The following is a 16,020-nucleotide window of genomic DNA, read 5'->3' on the forward strand; positions in this document are numbered from 1 at the left end:
TCAGATAACGGGTGCTACGCTCGATCGCGGGGCAAGCCCGCCCCCACAGGGGCACTGCCGCCCTCGAGACCAGCGCCATATCTGTGGGAGATTACCCAGCCCTTCGGGCTGCGCTGTCTCGCAGAGAACAAGCGGCCAATGTTGCCCCTGTGGGAGCGGGCTTGTCCCGCGATCAAGGGCGAAGCCCTTGCCAGGCGACGGTGATATCGGGCCCGGCCTAATCGCGGGACAAGCCCGCTCCCACAGGTGCCGCAAATCAAATGATCAAGCGTTGTTCTATGAGAGATTGTATGGGGCTGGACACGCTCAAATTGCCTTCGGTTGGTTCAATACATACTTCTCAACCATGCAGCAAATACGGCCCAGGCTCCGCTTGCGTCGTGGGAGCTGGCGACAGCCTGCGATGGGCCGCAAAGCGGCCCCTTGAGTCAAGAGGGGCTCCAGCGTTTGAGGGCTTGGGGCTGCTTTGCAGCCCATCGCAGGCTATCGCCAGCTCCCACCGAGATCGTGCCGCTCTCAAGACTTGCGAAATCCATGTGGGGCCGCAAGGCGGCCCCAGGGATGGCTCAGGCGCGCACGTACCGCTGGCGCAGCACGTCGCTGAAGGCATCCACCAGCAGCACCAGCACCAGCATGCCGATGATCACGGTGCTGGCTTGGGCTTCCTGGAACAGGCTCAAGGTGGTGTAGAGCATCTGCCCCAATCCGCCGGCACCGACGAAGCCCAGCACGCTGGCCATGCGGATGTTGTTCTCCCAGCGGTAAAGGCTGTAGGCAAGCAGTTGTGGCCAGAGGTTGGGCAAGGTGCCGAAGCAGAACGCCGCCACCTGGCTGCCACCTTGCAGGCGGATGGCGGCGGCAGGCTCGGCGGGCGCGTTTTCCAGGGCCTCGGCGAACAGCCGGCCCAATACGCCCGCGGTATGCAGGGCCAGGGCCAGGGTACCGGCGTTGGGGCCCAGGCCTGCGGCGAGCACGGTCAGGGCGGCCCAGACCAGCTCAGGGATTGCACGCAAGGCATTGAGCAGCAGCCGCGCAGCCCCCTGCAGCGGCCAGCCGAAGCGGCCAGCGGCCGGCAACGCCAGTAACAGGCCGAGCACCATTGCCAGCAGCGTACCCAGGCCAGACATGGCCAGGGTCTCCAAGGCGCCCTTGCCTACGGCCCGCAGGTGCTCGGCGGACAGGTCCGGGCTCAGGAAGCGGTGTGCATATTCGCCCATCTGCGCCAGCCCGCCGTTGCCGACCACCGACGTCATGTCCAGCTCGAGGTAGCCGAACGACGCCACCACGGCGGCGAGAATCGCGATGACTACCAGCAGGTTGATCACCCGGTTCATGCCAGCCTCCCCCGCAGCACGCGGCTGAGCACGTCGGCCAGCATCACCAGCACCAGGAACGCCAGCAGCATGCTCGCCACCTCGGCCCCGGCGAACATGCGCATCGACAGGTCGATCTGCTGCCCCAGCCCACCGGCACCGACGAAGCCCATCACCACCGAGGCGCGCACGGCACATTCCCAGCGGTAGACGGTATAGGAGACCACCTCTGCTGCCGCCCCCGGCAGGATGCCGTAGAAGAATGCCGTAAGCCGCCCGCTGCCCGCCTGCAACAAGGCATGGGCCGGGCGTTGGTCCACCGATTCGAAGATTTCCGCATAGACCTTGCCCAGCATGCCGGCATAGGTGATGGCGATGGCCAGTACCCCGGCGGTCGGCCCCAGCCCCACGGCGCGGACGAACAGCAACGCCCAGACGATCTCGGGCACGCTGCGCAGGAACACCAGCAGCCCGCGCACCGGCAGGCGCAGCAGTCGCGACCACAGCCCCGGGCGCCCGCCGCGGGAAGCCGCACGCAGCGACAGTGCGCGGCTGGCCAGCAAACTGGTCGGCACCGCCAGCAGCAAGGCCAGGGCCATGCCGGCCGTGGCCACGGCCAGGGTCTGCAAAGTGGCCTCGAACAGCAGCGAGAGGAAATCGGCATCATGGGCCGGCGGCCAGAATCCGCTGGCGAAGCTGGCCATCTGTTGGCGGTTTTCGGCCTGCAGCAGCACACCCGGGTTGAGCTCGCTCAGGCGCAAGCCCGGCCACAGCGCGGCCAGGGCGAGCAGGGTCAGTAACAACCGGGGCCAAGCCGCCGGGTCGCGGGCGTCGGCCTTCAGCATCGTGGAATCTGTACCGTCAGGGTCGGCCCCGGCGTGGGCGGCGAGCCCAACTGCTCGTTGGCGTACAGCGCGTCGAGCAGGCTCTCGGTCACCGCCTGGGCCGGGCAGTCGAACGCCACCTGGCCATCGCGGATACCCACCACCCGGGGGAAATGCGCCAGCGCCAGCTCCACCGCATGCAGGCTGGCCACCAGCGTTACGCCGTTGGCCTGGGCGTGGCGGTTGAGCAGCGCCAGGCTGTGGTCAGCGAGCACCGGGTCCATGGCCGATACCGGCTCGTCGGCCAGCAAGACGTCAGGGCGCTGGTACAACGCACGGGCAATGCCGACGCGCTGCAACTGGCCGCCGGAGAGCTGGCCGCACAGGACGAACAGTTTGTCGGCCAGGCCCAGTTCCGCCAAGGCCTGACGCGCGCCCGGCACGTCGGTTGGGTAGACCAGGTTGAGCAGGCCCCGCAACGTGCCCCACTGCCCCAGTCGCCCGGCCAGCACTGCGGTAACCACACGCTGGCGTGGCGGCAAGGGCGGCGCCTGATGCACCAGCCCCACCCGTGCGCGCAGGCGCTGCCGGGCCCTGGCCGACAGCGCCCAGGGCTGTTCGCCGAGCAGTTCCAGGCGCCCGGCACTGGGCTGTACAGCCGTGGCCATCACATGCAGCAGGCTGGACTTACCGGCCCCCGAGGGGCCGATGATCGCGACTCGCTCACCCTTGTCGATACGCAGGCTCACCGCATCGAGCGCGCGGACCTGGCCATGGCTCAGGCTCGCACCGTGCAGATGGATAGTCACTTGAGCAGACCGGCCTCGCGTGCGGCCTGCTCGGTGCCCACGTAGTTCTCAGGCTTGGTTTCGATGAAGCGGCTGGCGGCCTGCAGGTCGAGGATCGCCTTGTGCTCGGGGTTGGCCGGGTCCAGGGCGAGGAAGGCGGCCTTGATCTTGTCCTTCAAAGCCGGGTCCATGTTGCCGCGTACGGTCCAGTTGTAGTCGAAGTAGGTCGGCGTGGTGGCGAAGACCTTCACCTTGCTGGTATCGACCTTGCCCGCGTCGACCAGCTTCTGCCAGACGCTGGCGTTCAGTACACCACCGTCGACCTTGCCGGCCTGGACCCAGGCGACCGTGGCGTCGTGGGCACCGGAGTAGGCCACACGGCTGAAGTAGCCTTCAGGCTTGATGTTGTCCTGCTTGAGCATGAAGTAGCGCGGCATCAGGCTGCCGGAGGTGGACGAGATCGAGCCGAAGGCGAACGACTTGCCCTTGAGGTCGGCCAGGCTCTTCACATCCGGGTTGGCGGTGATGAACTTGGAGGTGAACTGGGCGTCCTGTTCACGCTGCACCAATGGCGTGGCGGTCGGGTCCTTCAGGTGCACCTGGACGAAGGTGAAACCACCCAGCCAGGCCATGTCCAGGCGGTTGGACGCCAACGACTCGACCACGGCCGGGTAGTCGGCCACCGGTACGAACTTCACATCCATGCCCAATTGCTTGGAAAGGTATTCACCCAGTGGCTTGAACTTGCGCAGCAGTTCGGTCGGTGCCTCATCGGGGATGGCACTCACCCGCAGGGTATCAGCAGCCTGGGCAATGACGGCACAGCAAGACAGCACGAGGCCGGCGGCGACCGCCAGGGGACGTTTGAGCATGGGATTCTCCGGTTCAATAGCGGGGAAAGGGCCGGCGACGCGCCGACGGAGGGGAATTATAAGAGTCGCTGGCGCAAAGGCCAGCTTTGCTACAATCGCGCATCACGAAAATTCGAGGTGCGTATGAGCGAACCGATTCGCCTGACCCAGTACAGCCATGGCGCTGGCTGCGGCTGCAAGATTTCACCCAAGGTGCTGGATGTGATCCTCGCCGAGAGCGGCACCCAGGCCCTGGACCCGAAACTCTGGGTCGGCAACGCCTCGCGCGACGACGCGGCGGTCTATGCGCTGGACGATGAGCGCGGCGTGGTCTCGACCACCGATTTCTTCATGCCCATCGTCGACGACCCGTACGACTTCGGCCGCATCGCCGCCACCAACGCCATCAGCGATATCTATGCCATGGGCGGTGACCCGCTGATGGCCATCGCCATCCTCGGCTGGCCGGTCAACGTGCTGCCGCCCGAGGTGGCCCGCGAAGTGATCCGTGGCGGTCGCGCCGTGTGCGCCGAAGCGGGCATCCCGCTGGCTGGTGGCCATTCGATCGATGCCCCCGAGCCGATCTTCGGCCTGGCCGTCACCGGCGTGGTCGGCAAGCGCCACCTCAAGCGCAACGACACCGCCAGCGCAGGCTGCCGCCTGTACCTGACCAAGCCACTGGGCATCGGCATCCTCACCACCGCCGAGAAGAAGGCCAAGCTGCGCGAGCAGGACCAGGGCCTGGCCCGCGACTGGATGTGCACCCTCAACACCCCCGGCAGCCGCTTCGGCAAGCTCGACGGCGTCAAGGCCATGACCGACGTCACCGGCTTCGGCCTGCTCGGCCATCTGGTGGAGCTGGCCGAAGGCAGCGGCCTGACCGCGCACCTGCGCTACGACGCCGTGCCGCGCTTGCCCAGTGTCGATCACTACCTGGCCGAGGGCTGCATTCCTGGCGGCACCCTGCGAAACTTCGACAGCTATGGCCACAAGATCGGCGCCCTGAGCGATGACCAGAAGCACCTGCTGTGCGACCCGCAGACCAGCGGTGGCCTGCTGGTGGCAGTCAGCCCCGAGGGCGAGGCCGAGTTCCTCGCCGTGGCGGCAGAGCTGAACCTGGCGCTCTCGCCGATCGGCGAGCTGGTCGAGCGACAGACCCACGCGGTCGAGGTGCTTTGATGCGCAACGACTGCACCGATTACCGCCAACTGTTCCTCGACGACGTGCCGATGATGGACATGCGCGCACCGGTCGAATTCGCCAAGGGGGCCTTCCCCGGCGCGGTCAACCTGCCGCTGATGAACGACCAGGAGCGGCAGAAGGTCGGCACCTGCTACAAGCAACAAGGCCAGGCCGCCGCCATCGCCCTGGGCCACCAGCTGGTCAGCGGAGCGACCAAGCAGGCGCGCCTGGAGGCTTGGGCGGCGTTCGCCAAGGCCCACCCCGACGGCTACCTGTACTGCTTCCGCGGCGGCCTGCGCTCGCAGATCGTCCAAGGCTGGTTGAAGGATGAAGCCGGCATCCAGTACCCGAAGGTCAAGGGTGGCTACAAGGCCATGCGCAACTTCCTGCTGGACACCACCTTGCAGGCGGTCGAGCAATGCGATTTCGTGCTGGTGGGCGGGCTCACCGGCACGGGCAAGACCGATGTGCTGCTCCAGCTGGACAATGTGCTGGATCTGGAAGGCCATGCCAATCACCGCGGCTCCAGCTTCGGCAAGCGCGCCACCGCGCAGCCGGCGCAGATCGACTTCGAGAACCAGCTGGCCATCGACATCCTCAAGAAACGCGCCCGCGGCATGCAGCAGTTCGTGCTGGAGGACGAAGGGCGCATCGTCGGCAGTTGCTCGGTGCCCCTGGAGCTGTACCAGGGTATGCAGCACTATCCGCTGGTGTGGCTCGAGGACAGCTTCGAGAACCGCGTGGAGCGCATCCTGCGCGACTACGTGATCAACCTGTGCGCCGAGTTCGTCGTGGTCCATGGCGCGGAACAAGGGCCGTCGCTGTTTGCCCAGCGCATGCGCCAGAGCATGGCCAATATCCACAAGCGCCTCGGTGGCGAACGCTTCCAGCGGTTGTCCGCATTGCTGGAACAGGCACTCGAGGAACAACTGCGTAGCGGCGATGTGAGCCTGCACCGAGGCTGGATCGAAGGCTTGCTCAACGAATACTACGACCCGATGTACGCCTACCAGCGCGAGGCCAAGGCAGGGCGTATCGAGTTTGCCGGCGATGGCGTGGAAGTGCGGGAATACCTGAAGGCTCGGGCCAGGCGGGAACCCCGCTAGCGCTCCAGCGCATGCACGAACGTCCTGATGTTGCGCAGAACCTGTAGGAGCGGCGGTCCCACAGGGGCAGCATTGGCCGCTTGTTCTCTGCGCGACAGCTCAGCCCGAAGGGCTGGGTAATCTCCCACAGGACTGGTTTGTCATGGCGCGGGGCTCAGCACCCGCTCCAGCTCCACCGCCCGCTCCCGAGTCAGGTCCATCAGGCACATGCCGCTTTCGAGCTGGCGGGCGGTGCCGCCGCTCACCTGCCCATGAAACGCGCAGTTTTCATCACGGTACTTGATCCACGTGCGCTGCACATCGCGCAGCGCCTTCTGCTGGCTTGACTCCAGCTTGGCCATCAGTTGCTTGTAGACGCGATTCAGGCGCTCATCCTGCACCTGGGTCTCGGCTACGATGCAGTTGCTCATGGCCAGGGTGCTCATGGCCTTGTCCATGCACTGCGAATAGGACGACGACGGCGCCTCGGCCTGGGCCTGAATGGCACAGCAGGCGAGGACGATGGCAGCCAGGGAATAGCGGGTCATGTGCGCTCCTTGTACGTTGGCATAGGAGCCAGAGCCTAGCACTCCCACCCGCTGGATCAGCCGTAGCCCGGAAAAATCGGACACGTCCTACTCTTGCGCCTGGTCCGCCTCGCACAAGGCGCGGATCCGCTCGCGCAACCATCGGTGCCCTGCATCGCCCTCGCGTCGCGAATGCCAGGCCTGGGTAAAACCAAAAGGCGCAATGGCCAACGGCGGCTCGAAGCAGCGCAAGCCCGGCGCCAGGCGGGCGCCTGCCAGGCTGCGACGGGCCACGGTAAGTACCAGGTCGGTGCCGATGATCAGCCCTTGGGCCACGCCCCAGTGCGGCAAGGTCAAGGCAATGCGGCGTCGCTCGCCCAGCGCCTGGAGCGCCAGGTCGATCTCGTTGTCGATGCCCGGCCGCACGGCCACCAATACATGAGGACGAGCCAGCCATCGATCCAGCGGCAGCCCACCTCGGGGTGGCAAAGTCTGGCGGTCGGCCAGGCACACGAAAGACTCTTCGAACAGTACCTGCACCTGAATTTCGGACGGCAATTCGGGGAATACCCCCAGGGCCAGGTCAACCTCGCCATCGATCAGTTGGCCGAGCATGGCTTCCCGGCTGCCTTGGGAAACCACTAGGTCGATCCCCGGAGCCTCGGCCCTGAGCAGAGCCATCAGCCCAGGCAATACGACCCGCGCACCATAGTCCGACATGGCCAGGCGAAAGGTGCGCCGCGCCCGGCTCGGCTCGAAGCGCGGGCTGCCCAACAAGCCGTCCAACTGCTCCAGCGCCTGCTCGAGCGGCTCACGCAAGGCCTGGGCCCGGCTGCTCAGGTGCAGGCGGCCGCCCCGGCGCACCAGCAGGGGATCGGAGAAGATTTCACGCAGCTGCGCCAACGCATGGCTGACTGCAGGCTGGCTGCGGTGCAGGCGCACCGCAGCGCGGGAGACATGCTGTTCGCTGAGCAAGGCATGCAGGGTCAGGAGCAGATTGAGGTCGATGCGGCGAAGATCATCCATGGTACGAATAGAGCCTGTGCAACGTTCGAATTTCCATCATTGAAATGGATAAACAACACTGCGCCTAGTGTTTTTCCAAAGGAGTTCCCGATGCCGCATGCCCTCACGCTGTCCACCCTCCTCCCCTTGCTCGTTGCCCTGCTGGCCGGCGCTGCGGTGCCCTTCCAGGCTGGCAGCAACGCTGCGCTGGGGCGCCTGCTGGGTCACCCGCTGTGGGCGGCCGGGGTATCGCTGATGGTCAGCGTGTTGATGCTGGTACCGGCCTTGCTGGTCATGCGCGCGCCTGCGCCGCAGCTGCAGAATCTCGCCCAGGCCCCTTGGTGGGCCTGGTTCGGTGGCGTAGCGGGCGTGCTCTACATTACCGCTGCGCTGGTACTGACACCCCGGCTGGGAGCGGCGGGGTTCATCGTCTGCGTGATCGCCGGGCAGGTGCTGTCGTCGTTGCTGATCGACCAGTGGGGGTTGATGGGGCTGCCGGAGCGGCCGGTCAATGCGATTCGCCTGGCCGGGGTGGGTATGATCGTGATCGGCATGCTGGTCGTGCAATGGGGTACGTCGCGTGCCTCCTAGTGCGCGCGAGCGCTACAAGGCCTGCGGCTGTTCTGGCGGCATCAGCACCTTGTCCACATCGAAATGCAGTGCAGGCATCTGGGTGCCGGCATACATCACCACCGCCAGCGCCGCGATCAGCCCGACATCGAGCCAGTGCCACGCCGGCATGTCGTCGGCGCGCCTAGCCTTCCAGCACCACCAGGCCTGGCCCAGGCAGAACGACGCGATCGCCAGCAACCACAGGTAGAAGCCGGCACCAAAGCCGGTGACATCCTGGAACGCGTAGCTCTGGTTGTCCGGCAGCCGTTCGATACCCAGGCTGCTGGCGGCCAGGTAAAGGGCCCCCAGCCCCAGCAGCAGCGCCAGGCGACGAAAACGCCGGTGCGCCAGGACCGCCAGCGCCAGCAATGGGTTGGCGAACCACTGGTACAGCCCGAAGGGTACGCCCCAAGGCCCGTAGAGCAGCATCTGCAGCGCGGGCATGTGCCGGCCGGCGCTGGTCAAGGCGCCGTCGAAACACAACCCCAGCAGGTAGAGCGCCAGGCTGAAGGTGAGGTAATAGGCAGGCAACCGCGAGCTCCATCGGATAACGACAAGCCCATGACCATACCGCACCCAGCCGTCAGGTGACAGGCAGAACCACCGCCATGACCTGTCTCACCCATGGTTCAGGCGACTTCGGCGCCGTCATCCTCCGGCCAATGCGGCTCATTGGCTTCCAGCGGCGGCAGCCCATAGTGAGCGCGTGCGGCATCGCAGCTGGGGTTGTGCACGCCATTGACCCAGGAGGCCTCGAATTCACGGCATGGGGAAGCGCGGTTTTCGTAGATGGTGCAGGCGACCTGCTTGCCGACCTCGCCATCCAGGGCCGTACAGCGGCAGGGCTTGGCATCGGTGCCGATCATCGCGACGCGGGTCGGGTTGATCTGCACCACCAGGTCATCGGGTACCAGGCCGCCGGCGGACTGGCATTCACCCCAGAAGAAAGACACACGGAAGTACCCGCAGCAGGCGCCGCAGTCAAGGCAAGGGTTGTATTCGGACATGATGGCACGGAGGGAAAGTTGTTGTTTTCGGGGCTGGGCCCGCGCGCCATTTTCAATCCAAGCCGGGGTGGCTGAGAAGAGGGGGAAAGCAAAAATAGTTTGCCGCTGATCCGGGAAGAACGGGGCCGTTTCGGGGCCCCGTTTTCGCCGTCACTTGCGGGTCAGGCCATCGGCCCGGAACATCTGGCGAATGCCCCGAATCGCCTGACGGATGCGGTCCTGGTTCTCGATCAGGGCGAAGCGCACATGGTCGTCACCGTAGTCGCCGAAGCCGATGCCGGGCGACACGCAGACCTTGGCCTCGGCCAGCAGCTTCTTGGAGAACTCCAGCGAGCCCAGGTGGGCATAGGCTTCGGGAATTTTCGCCCAGACGTACATCGAGGCCTTGGGGTTCTCGACCATCCAGCCGATCTCGTGCAGCCCCTTGACCAGCAGGTTGCGGCGCTGGCGGTATTGCTCGGCGATATCGCGCACGCACTGCTGGTCGCCTTCGAGCGCGGCGATGGCCGCAACCTGCAACGGGGTGAAGGTGCCGTAATCGTGGTAGCTCTTGATCCGCGCCAGGGCGCTGACCAGCTCCGGGTTGCCGACCATGAAGCCGATGCGCCAGCCGGCCATGTTGTAGCTCTTGGAGAGGGTGAAGAACTCCACGGCGATGTCCTTGGCACCGGGCACCTGCATGATCGAGGGGGCCTTCCAGCCGTCGTAGACGATGTCGGCATAAGCCAGGTCGTGGACCACCAGCACGTCGTACTGCTTGGCCAGGGCCACCACCCGCTCGAAGAAGTCCAGTTCGACGCACTGGGCCGTCGGGTTGGACGGGAAGCCCAGAATCATCATCTTCGGCTTGGGGATGGACTCGCGGATCGCCCGCTCCAGCTCGTTGAAGAAGTCCACGCCCGGCACCAGCGGCACCGAACGCACCTGGGCGCCTGCGATCACCGCACCATAGATATGGATCGGGTAGCTGGGGTTGGGCACCAGCACCGTGTCGCCATGGTCGAGGGTGCCGAGCATCAGGTGTGCCAGGCCTTCCTTGGAGCCGATGGTGACGATGGCTTCGCTTTCCGGGTCGATCTCGACGTCGTAGCGGTCCTTGTACCAATGCGAGATGGCCCGGCGCAGGCGCGGGATACCGCGGGAGGTGGAGTAGCCGTGGGTGTCTTCGCGCTGGGCGACCTGCACCAGTTTCTCGACGATGTGCGGCGGGGTGGCGCCGTCAGGGTTGCCCATGCTCAGGTCGATGATGTCCTCGCCACGACGGCGGGCCGCCATCTTGAGCTCGGCGGTGATATTGAAGACGTAAGGGGGGAGACGATCGATGCGCGCAAAGCGGCGCGGCGAACCTGGGTTGGCCATGGCTTCCTCTGAGTACGTAAGCGCCCGGAACCGTCCGAGCGACGCTGGCCGCTGCGGCGGCCTGGAGCAGAAGATAGTGCCGAAACATGACCCATGTAAAGGTCAATTTCCTGTTTTATCAGATATTTTTAGATCTATTTTTTGAAAATATTGAATAGGGCGTTTCAGGGATGCCCTATCGCCGGCAAGCCGGCTCCCACCGAGATTGCGCCGCTCTCAAGACTTGCGCAATCCCTGTGGGAGCCGGCTTGCCGGCGATTGGGCCGGGGCAGGCAACTCAAGACAGTTGCTCCCACCTGCCCTGTTTCAGGGACCCCGCCATACCTGTGGGACCTGGCTTGCCAGCGATAGGGTCGAACAGATAAAAAAAAACCCCGGCAACATTGGCCGGGGTTTTTCGTGTAACAGGCGACTGTCAGCGTGCGTAGGTCATGAGCACGTCGGTAGCGGTCTGGCTGTCCACCGACATCATCACGCTCAGGGCGGTGACGGTGAGAATGGAGAAACCGAATACCTTGCGCGCCCACTTGCTGTCGTCTTCAGCCTTGTAGCCACCCCAGGCCATGTACAGCCAGTACAGGCCCATGGCGGCGGCAACGGCCAGGTAGCCAAGCCCTGCATAGCCACCGAGGGTGAGCATGAGGGTGGCCAGCACGAAGGCCAGCACGTACAGCACAATCTGCTTCTTCGCTGCCAGGATACCGCGCGCCACCGGCAGGACCGGGATGTTGGCGGCGCTGTAGTCCTTGAAGCGGAAGATGGCGATGGCGAAGCTGTGCGGCATCTGCCACAGGCTGAACATCACCAGCAGGGTCACTGCAGCCAGGTCGAAGCTGTTGCTCACGGCACAATAGCCGATCACAGGCGGCATGGCACCGGACAGGCTGCCGACCAGGGTGCCGTGCACCGACTTGCGCTTGAGCCAAAGGCTGTAGAAGCCCACGTAGACGACGAAGCCGACCAGCGCGCAGAACGCCGACAGCGGGTTGGCCTGGACATACAGCAAGCTGAAACCCGCCACCCCGAGCAGGGTGGCATAGGCCAGCGCGAAGGGCAGCGACATGCCGCCCTGGACCATGACGCGGTTCTTGGTGCGCTCCATCTTCTGGTCGATGTCGCGGTCGATGCAGTTGTTGAACACGCATCCGGACGCGACGACCAGGGAGGTACCTACCACCACCGCCAAGAACAGGGCGAAGTCCACATGGCCCTTCGCGGCAAGGAAGAAACCGCCTGCCACGGAAAGCACGTTACCGAAAATGATCCCCGGTTTGGTGATTTGGATAAAGTGCTTCACGGACATGCAGTCTTACCTCACTTGGCCATCATTTCGATGTGGATGCTGAACATGATCCACAGCGACAGGCCGACCAGCAGAGCGATTACGAGAGTGGTGAACAGGAACGTCGACACATTGGAACGCTGCTCTTTCGAGCGGTCCATGTGCAGGAAGTACACCAAGTGCACCACCACCTGGATGACGGCCATGGCCACCACGATCAGGACGGTCAGGTTCTTCGGCAGGCTCGGGTACATCACCAGACCGAACGGGATCGCGGTCAGGATGATCGACAGGATGAAGCCGATCGCGTACGACTTGACGCTGCCGTGGTTGCCTTCGTGATGAGTGTCGTGTGCGCTAGCCATTACAGAACTCCCAGCAGGTAGACGACGGTGAAGACGCAGATCCAGACCACGTCCAGGAAGTGCCAGAACAGGCTCAGGCAGCTCATGCGGGTCTTGGCGGTCGGGGTGATGCCCTTGGTGCTGATCTGGTACATCAGGACAGCCATCCAGATCAGGCCGGCAGTCACGTGCAGACCGTGGGTCCCCACCAGGGCGAAGAAGCCCGACAGGAAGCCGCTGCGGTTCGGGCCGTAGCCTTCGCCGATCAGGTGATGGAACTCATAGACTTCCATCGCGATGAAGCCGGCACCGAACAGGAAGGTGATGGCCAACCAGCCCAGCACGCCACCCTTGTTGCCTTTGAACATCTGCAGCATGGCGAAGCCGAAGGTGATCGACGACAGCAGCAGCAATGCGGTTTCAACAGCTACGAAATCGAGCTGGAAGATGTCATGACCCGACGGGCCGCCGGCAAAACTGCCGGACAGCACCGCGTAGGTGGCGAAGAGCGACGCAAACAGGATGCAGTCGGTCATCAGGTACAGCCAGAAACCGAGTACGGTCATCTGGCCCGAGTCGTGGTGGTGATCGTCGTGCCCATGGTCGTGACCATGAGCGCCGGCGTGGATTACTTGACTGGACATTGATTACACCCGCTCAAACGATTCGACACGTGCGCCGGCAGGCAGAGCACCTGCTTTGGCCAGCGCTTTCATGCGCTCGCCTTCGATGCGCGCCACTTCTTCGGCCGGAACCATGTAGCCCTGGTCGTCACGCGCGGCGTGGCGAACGAAGACAGCGATGGTTGCAACCAGGCTCGCGCCTACCAGCCACCAGATGTGCCAGATGAAAGCGAAGCCGAAGATGGTCAGGAACAGGCCCATGAACAAACCGGTAGAGGTATTGCTCGGCATGTGGATCGCTTCGTACTTGGCCGCAGGCTTGTAGGCAACACCGGCTTCCTTGGCTTCGTGCCAGGCGTCCAGGCCAACCTTCTCAGGCATGTGGGCGAAGTTGTAGAACGGAGGTGGCGACGAAGTCGACCATTCCAGGGTACGGCCACCCCATGGATCGCCAGTGACGTCCAGGTTCTGGTTGCGGTCGCGGACCGATACGTACAGCTGGATCAACTGGCAAGCGATACCGAACAGGATCAGCACGGCGCCGACGACGGCAACGTACAGGTAGGGTTCCCAAGCCGGGTTGTCCGAGTGGTTCAGACGACGGGTCATACCCATGAAGCCCAGGGCGTACAGCGGCATGAACGCTACGTAGAAGCCGGAGATCCAGAACCAGAAGGCAGCCTTGCCCCACTTCTCGTTCAGGGTGAAACCGAAGGCTTTCGGGAACCAGTAGGCGAAGCCGGCGATGTAGCCGAACACCGCGCCACCGATGATCACGTTGTGGAAGTGGGCGATCACGAACAGGCTGTTGTGCAGAACGAAGTCAGCACCTGGAACAGCCAGCAGGACGCCGGTCATACCACCGATCGAGAAGGTGACCATGAAGCCCAGGGTCCACATGATCGGCGCGGTGAAGCGCAGACGGCCCTGGTAGATGGTGAACAGCCAGTTGAACAGCTTCACACCGGTCGGAATGGAGATCAGCATCGTCGCCAGACCGAAGAAGGTGTTGACGCTGGCGCCGGCACCCATGGTGAAGAAGTGGTGCAGCCAGACCGCGAAGCCGAGGACGGCGATCGCGCCCGATGCGTAGATCATCGAGTGGTGACCGAACAGGCGCTTGCCTGCGAAGGTCGAGGTGACTTCCGAGAACACGCCGAAGGCCGGCAGGATCAGGATGTAGACCTCAGGGTGGCCCCATGCCCAGAACAGGTTGACGTACATCATCGGGTTCCCACCAAGCTCGTTGGTGAAGATGTGGAAGTCCAGATAACGGTCAACGGTCAGCAGGGCCAGAGCAGCAGTCAGGATCGGGAACGAAGCGACGATCAGCACGTTGGCCCAGGTGCAGGTCCAGGTGAAGATCGGCATGTCCATCAGCTTCATGCCAGGCGCGCGCATCTTCATCACGGTGACGAGGAAGTTCACGCCGGTAAGCGTCGTACCCAAACCTGAGAGCTGTAGCGCCCAGATGTAGTAGTCGACACCCACGCCAGGGCTGTACTGGATGCCCGCCAGCGGCGGATAGGCAACCCAACCGGTCTTGGCGAATTCGCCAACGCCCAGGGAGATGTTGACCAGCAGCACGCCTGCCAGCAGCAGGTAGAAGCTCAGGGAGTTCAGGAACGGGAAGGCAACGTCACGTGCACCGATCTGCAGCGGAACCGCCAGGTTCATCAGGCCGGTGAAGAACGGCATCGCCATGAAGATGATCATGATCACACCGTGGGCGGTGAAGATCTGGTCATAGTGTTCAGGCGGCAGGTAGCCTTCGGCGCCACCAGTAGCGGCAGCGAGCTGGGTACGCATCATGATGGCGTCGGCGAAGCCGCGCAGCAGCATGACCATCGCGACGATGATGTACATCACCCCGATCTTCTTGTGGTCGACCGTGGTCAGCCACTCGCTCCACAAGTAGGTCCACTTGCGGAAATAGGTGATAGCACCGACGAGAGCGATACCACCGAGCGCAATCATGGCAAGCGTCACCATGACTATCGGCTCGTGATAGGGTATCGCCTCCAGACTTAGTTTACCGAACATCTCTTACTCCTCTGCCCCGGCAGCTGGTTGCATACTCGACTCCACACCCTTGGTAGTGGCCAGTTCCTTGCTGCCTACTTCTTCGTGGCTCGGGCGACCGCGGTTCATGCCTTCGTACTTGTCGACGATGATCTGGAACTGGTCAGCCGAAGCCTCGCTGTACAGCGTGACTGGGTTGTTTTCGCTAGGTTTGGCCAAGGCTTCGTATTCAGCCTTATCCAGCTTCTTCGGCGACTGCTTGACTTCGGCGACCCACTTCTCGAAGTCAGCCTGGGAGGTTGCAGTAGCCTTGAACTTCATGCCGGTGAAACCGGCGCCGCTGTAGTTGGCGGAGATACCGTCGAACTCGCCGTTCTCGTTGGCGATCAGGTGCAGCTTGGTGGTCATGCCGGCCATGGCGTAGATCTGGCCGCCCAGGCCCGGGATGAAGAACGAGTTCATCACGGCATCGGAGGTCACGCGGAAGTTGACCGGGGTATTGGCCGGGAAGACGATCTTGTTGACCGTGGCGATGCCCTGTTCCGGGTAGATGAACAGCCATTTCCAGTCCAGTGCGACCACGTCGATCTGCACCGGCTTCACGTCGGAATCCAGTGGGCGATACGGGTCCAGCTTGTGGGTGGAGTGGTAGGTGACATAGCCCAGGGCGATGATGATCAGGATCGGGATGATCCAGACAGCCGCTTCGATCTTGGTCGAGTGCGACCAGTCGGGGGTGTAGGTGGCGGCCTTGTTGGAAGCACGGTACTTCCAGGCGAACGCGATGGTCATGATGATGACCGGGACGACGACCAGCAGCATCAGGCCGGTGGCGATCAGGATCAGGTTCTTTTGCTCAATGCCCACCTGGCCCTTTGGATCGAGCAGGGTCCAGTTGCACCCACTGAGTAAAAGCATGCCTAAAAAGGGCAATATGCCAAACAGTCTGGGGTAACGCTTTTTACTCATCTCACGACCTCTAGATCAGCTTGCTTCAATGCAATTTGTGTTTTGGTCGCCAACACTTCGTCCTGCCAAGCGTCAGCATTTCGGGCTCGAATTCGCTCCTGCCTGTGGTCCGACTGCTGGACCTGGGCGCGAGCGGGTTTACGGTGCTTTATGGTTCGTAGGCTAACGGCCTGTACTTCAGACCAAGTCCATTTGGTGCGGGAAAACGCGGAGGGGGGTCCGCCCGG

17 protein-coding genes are annotated in these 16,020 nt (G+C 63.7%); 3 read left to right on the top strand and 14 right to left on the bottom strand.

The window, feature by feature from the left end; genetic code table 11:
- Positions 1-566: 566 nt before the first annotated feature.
- Genes phnE through ACXHGZ_RS17440 form a run of 4 tightly spaced genes read right to left on the bottom strand, consistent with a single transcriptional unit; the run spans position 567 to position 3,797 of the window.
- Positions 567-1,334 carry a phosphonate ABC transporter, permease protein PhnE gene (phnE, locus tag ACXHGZ_RS17425; protein ID WP_480460699.1) on the bottom strand — a complete coding sequence of 256 codons (768 nt, stop codon included), beginning with the start codon at positions 1,332-1,334 and terminating at the stop codon, positions 567-569.
- A complete protein-coding gene (locus tag ACXHGZ_RS17430; protein ID WP_084858507.1) occupies positions 1,331-2,158 on the bottom strand; it encodes a PhnE/PtxC family ABC transporter permease in 828 nt (275 codons plus the stop codon). Before ACXHGZ_RS17430 ends, phnE begins: the two co-directional genes overlap by 4 nt.
- Positions 2,152-2,946, bottom strand: a complete 795-nt coding sequence (locus ACXHGZ_RS17435) for a phosphonate ABC transporter ATP-binding protein (protein ID WP_480460700.1) — start codon at positions 2,944-2,946, stop codon at positions 2,152-2,154. The genes ACXHGZ_RS17430 and ACXHGZ_RS17435 overlap by 7 nt, the downstream gene beginning before the upstream one ends.
- A complete protein-coding gene (locus tag ACXHGZ_RS17440) occupies positions 2,943-3,797 on the bottom strand; it encodes a putative selenate ABC transporter substrate-binding protein (protein WP_324814433.1) in 855 nt (284 codons plus the stop codon). The genes ACXHGZ_RS17435 and ACXHGZ_RS17440 overlap by 4 nt, the downstream gene beginning before the upstream one ends.
- 123 nt (positions 3,798-3,920) lie before the next feature.
- Between ACXHGZ_RS17440 and selD the strand changes: the two genes are divergently transcribed.
- Complete coding sequence (gene selD, locus ACXHGZ_RS17445; RefSeq protein WP_224456856.1) at positions 3,921-4,955, top strand: selenide, water dikinase SelD; 1,035 nt, start codon at positions 3,921-3,923, stop codon at positions 4,953-4,955.
- Entirely contained in the window at positions 4,955-6,064 is a 1,110-nt protein-coding gene (gene mnmH / locus ACXHGZ_RS17450; protein WP_480460701.1) for a tRNA 2-selenouridine(34) synthase MnmH, read from the top strand. The genes selD and mnmH overlap by 1 nt, the downstream gene beginning before the upstream one ends.
- Positions 6,065-6,204: 140 nt before the next feature.
- Here mnmH and ACXHGZ_RS17455 read toward each other — a convergent pair whose 3' ends face one another.
- Complete coding sequence (locus ACXHGZ_RS17455; protein WP_480460702.1) at positions 6,205-6,591, bottom strand: lysozyme inhibitor LprI family protein; 387 nt, start codon at positions 6,589-6,591, stop codon at positions 6,205-6,207.
- Between the two features lie 87 nt (positions 6,592-6,678).
- Complete coding sequence (locus ACXHGZ_RS17460) at positions 6,679-7,596, bottom strand: LysR family transcriptional regulator (RefSeq protein ID WP_480460703.1); 918 nt, start codon at positions 7,594-7,596, stop codon at positions 6,679-6,681.
- 90 nt (positions 7,597-7,686) lie between these two features.
- Here ACXHGZ_RS17460 and ACXHGZ_RS17465 point away from each other — a divergent pair, with 90 nt between their 5' ends.
- Entirely contained in the window at positions 7,687-8,166 is a 480-nt protein-coding gene (locus tag ACXHGZ_RS17465) for a DMT family transporter (RefSeq protein ID WP_480460704.1), read from the top strand.
- 12 nt (positions 8,167-8,178) lie between these two features.
- Here the strand turns inward: ACXHGZ_RS17465 and ACXHGZ_RS17470 are convergent, their stop codons facing one another.
- From ACXHGZ_RS17470 to cyoA, 8 genes are all read right to left on the bottom strand, one after another.
- Positions 8,179-8,718, bottom strand: a complete 540-nt coding sequence (locus ACXHGZ_RS17470) for a hypothetical protein (protein ID WP_224456861.1) — start codon at positions 8,716-8,718, stop codon at positions 8,179-8,181.
- Between the two features lie 98 nt (positions 8,719-8,816).
- Positions 8,817-9,194: a YkgJ family cysteine cluster protein gene (locus ACXHGZ_RS17475; RefSeq protein ID WP_084858516.1), complete on the bottom strand. Its 378-nt coding sequence runs from the start codon at positions 9,192-9,194 to the stop codon at positions 8,817-8,819.
- 150 nt (positions 9,195-9,344) lie between these two features.
- Complete coding sequence (gene alaC, locus ACXHGZ_RS17480; RefSeq protein ID WP_084858517.1) at positions 9,345-10,553, bottom strand: alanine transaminase; 1,209 nt, start codon at positions 10,551-10,553, stop codon at positions 9,345-9,347.
- Between the two features lie 415 nt (positions 10,554-10,968).
- The gene (cyoE, locus tag ACXHGZ_RS17485) at positions 10,969-11,856 is read right to left on the bottom strand and encodes a heme o synthase (RefSeq protein ID WP_224456863.1); all 888 of its coding nucleotides are present in this window, start codon (positions 11,854-11,856) and stop codon (positions 10,969-10,971) included.
- 11 nt (positions 11,857-11,867) lie between these two features.
- On the bottom strand, positions 11,868-12,200 hold the full coding sequence (cyoD, locus tag ACXHGZ_RS17490) for a cytochrome o ubiquinol oxidase subunit IV (protein ID WP_043208038.1): 333 nt from the start codon (positions 12,198-12,200) through the stop codon (positions 11,868-11,870).
- Entirely contained in the window at positions 12,200-12,823 is a 624-nt protein-coding gene (gene cyoC, locus ACXHGZ_RS17495) for a cytochrome o ubiquinol oxidase subunit III (protein ID WP_084858519.1), read from the bottom strand. The genes cyoD and cyoC overlap by 1 nt, the downstream gene beginning before the upstream one ends.
- 3 nt (positions 12,824-12,826) lie before the next feature.
- Complete coding sequence (cyoB, locus tag ACXHGZ_RS17500) at positions 12,827-14,845, bottom strand: cytochrome o ubiquinol oxidase subunit I (protein ID WP_480460705.1); 2,019 nt, start codon at positions 14,843-14,845, stop codon at positions 12,827-12,829.
- 3 nt (positions 14,846-14,848) lie between these two features.
- Complete coding sequence (cyoA, locus tag ACXHGZ_RS17505; RefSeq protein WP_224456866.1) at positions 14,849-15,793, bottom strand: ubiquinol oxidase subunit II; 945 nt, start codon at positions 15,791-15,793, stop codon at positions 14,849-14,851.
- Positions 15,794-16,020 lie beyond the last annotated feature (227 nt).

The sequence above is a fragment of the Pseudomonas shiyinii genome, assembly GCF_056725765.1.

Bases quoted from the DNA above. Each gene is read 5' to 3' on its own strand.
- selD (WP_224456856.1), top strand. From the start codon at position 3,921: ATGAGCGAACCGATTCGCCTGACCCAGTACAGCCATGGCGCTGGCTGC.
- cyoA (WP_224456866.1), bottom strand. From the start codon at position 15,793: ATGAGTAAAAAGCGTTACCCCAGACTGTTTGGCATATTGCCCTTTTTA.
- cyoE (WP_224456863.1), bottom strand. From the start codon at position 11,856: ATGTCCGTGAAGCACTTTATCCAAATCACCAAACCGGGGATCATTTTC.
- ACXHGZ_RS17440 (WP_324814433.1), bottom strand. From the start codon at position 3,797: ATGCTCAAACGTCCCCTGGCGGTCGCCGCCGGCCTCGTGCTGTCTTGC.
- cyoB (WP_480460705.1), bottom strand. From the start codon at position 14,845: ATGTTCGGTAAACTAAGTCTGGAGGCGATACCCTATCACGAGCCGATA.
- cyoD (WP_043208038.1), bottom strand. From the start codon at position 12,200: ATGGCTAGCGCACACGACACTCATCACGAAGGCAACCACGGCAGCGTC.
- alaC (WP_084858517.1), bottom strand. From the start codon at position 10,553: ATGGCCAACCCAGGTTCGCCGCGCCGCTTTGCGCGCATCGATCGTCTC.
- ACXHGZ_RS17465 (WP_480460704.1), top strand. From the start codon at position 7,687: ATGCCGCATGCCCTCACGCTGTCCACCCTCCTCCCCTTGCTCGTTGCC.
- ACXHGZ_RS17460 (WP_480460703.1), bottom strand. From the start codon at position 7,596: ATGGATGATCTTCGCCGCATCGACCTCAATCTGCTCCTGACCCTGCAT.
- cyoC (WP_084858519.1), bottom strand. From the start codon at position 12,823: ATGTCCAGTCAAGTAATCCACGCCGGCGCTCATGGTCACGACCATGGG.
- phnE (WP_480460699.1), bottom strand. From the start codon at position 1,334: ATGAACCGGGTGATCAACCTGCTGGTAGTCATCGCGATTCTCGCCGCC.
- ACXHGZ_RS17475 (WP_084858516.1), bottom strand. From the start codon at position 9,194: ATGTCCGAATACAACCCTTGCCTTGACTGCGGCGCCTGCTGCGGGTAC.
- mnmH (WP_480460701.1), top strand. From the start codon at position 4,955: ATGCGCAACGACTGCACCGATTACCGCCAACTGTTCCTCGACGACGTG.
- ACXHGZ_RS17430 (WP_084858507.1), bottom strand. From the start codon at position 2,158: ATGCTGAAGGCCGACGCCCGCGACCCGGCGGCTTGGCCCCGGTTGTTA.
- ACXHGZ_RS17455 (WP_480460702.1), bottom strand. From the start codon at position 6,591: ATGACCCGCTATTCCCTGGCTGCCATCGTCCTCGCCTGCTGTGCCATT.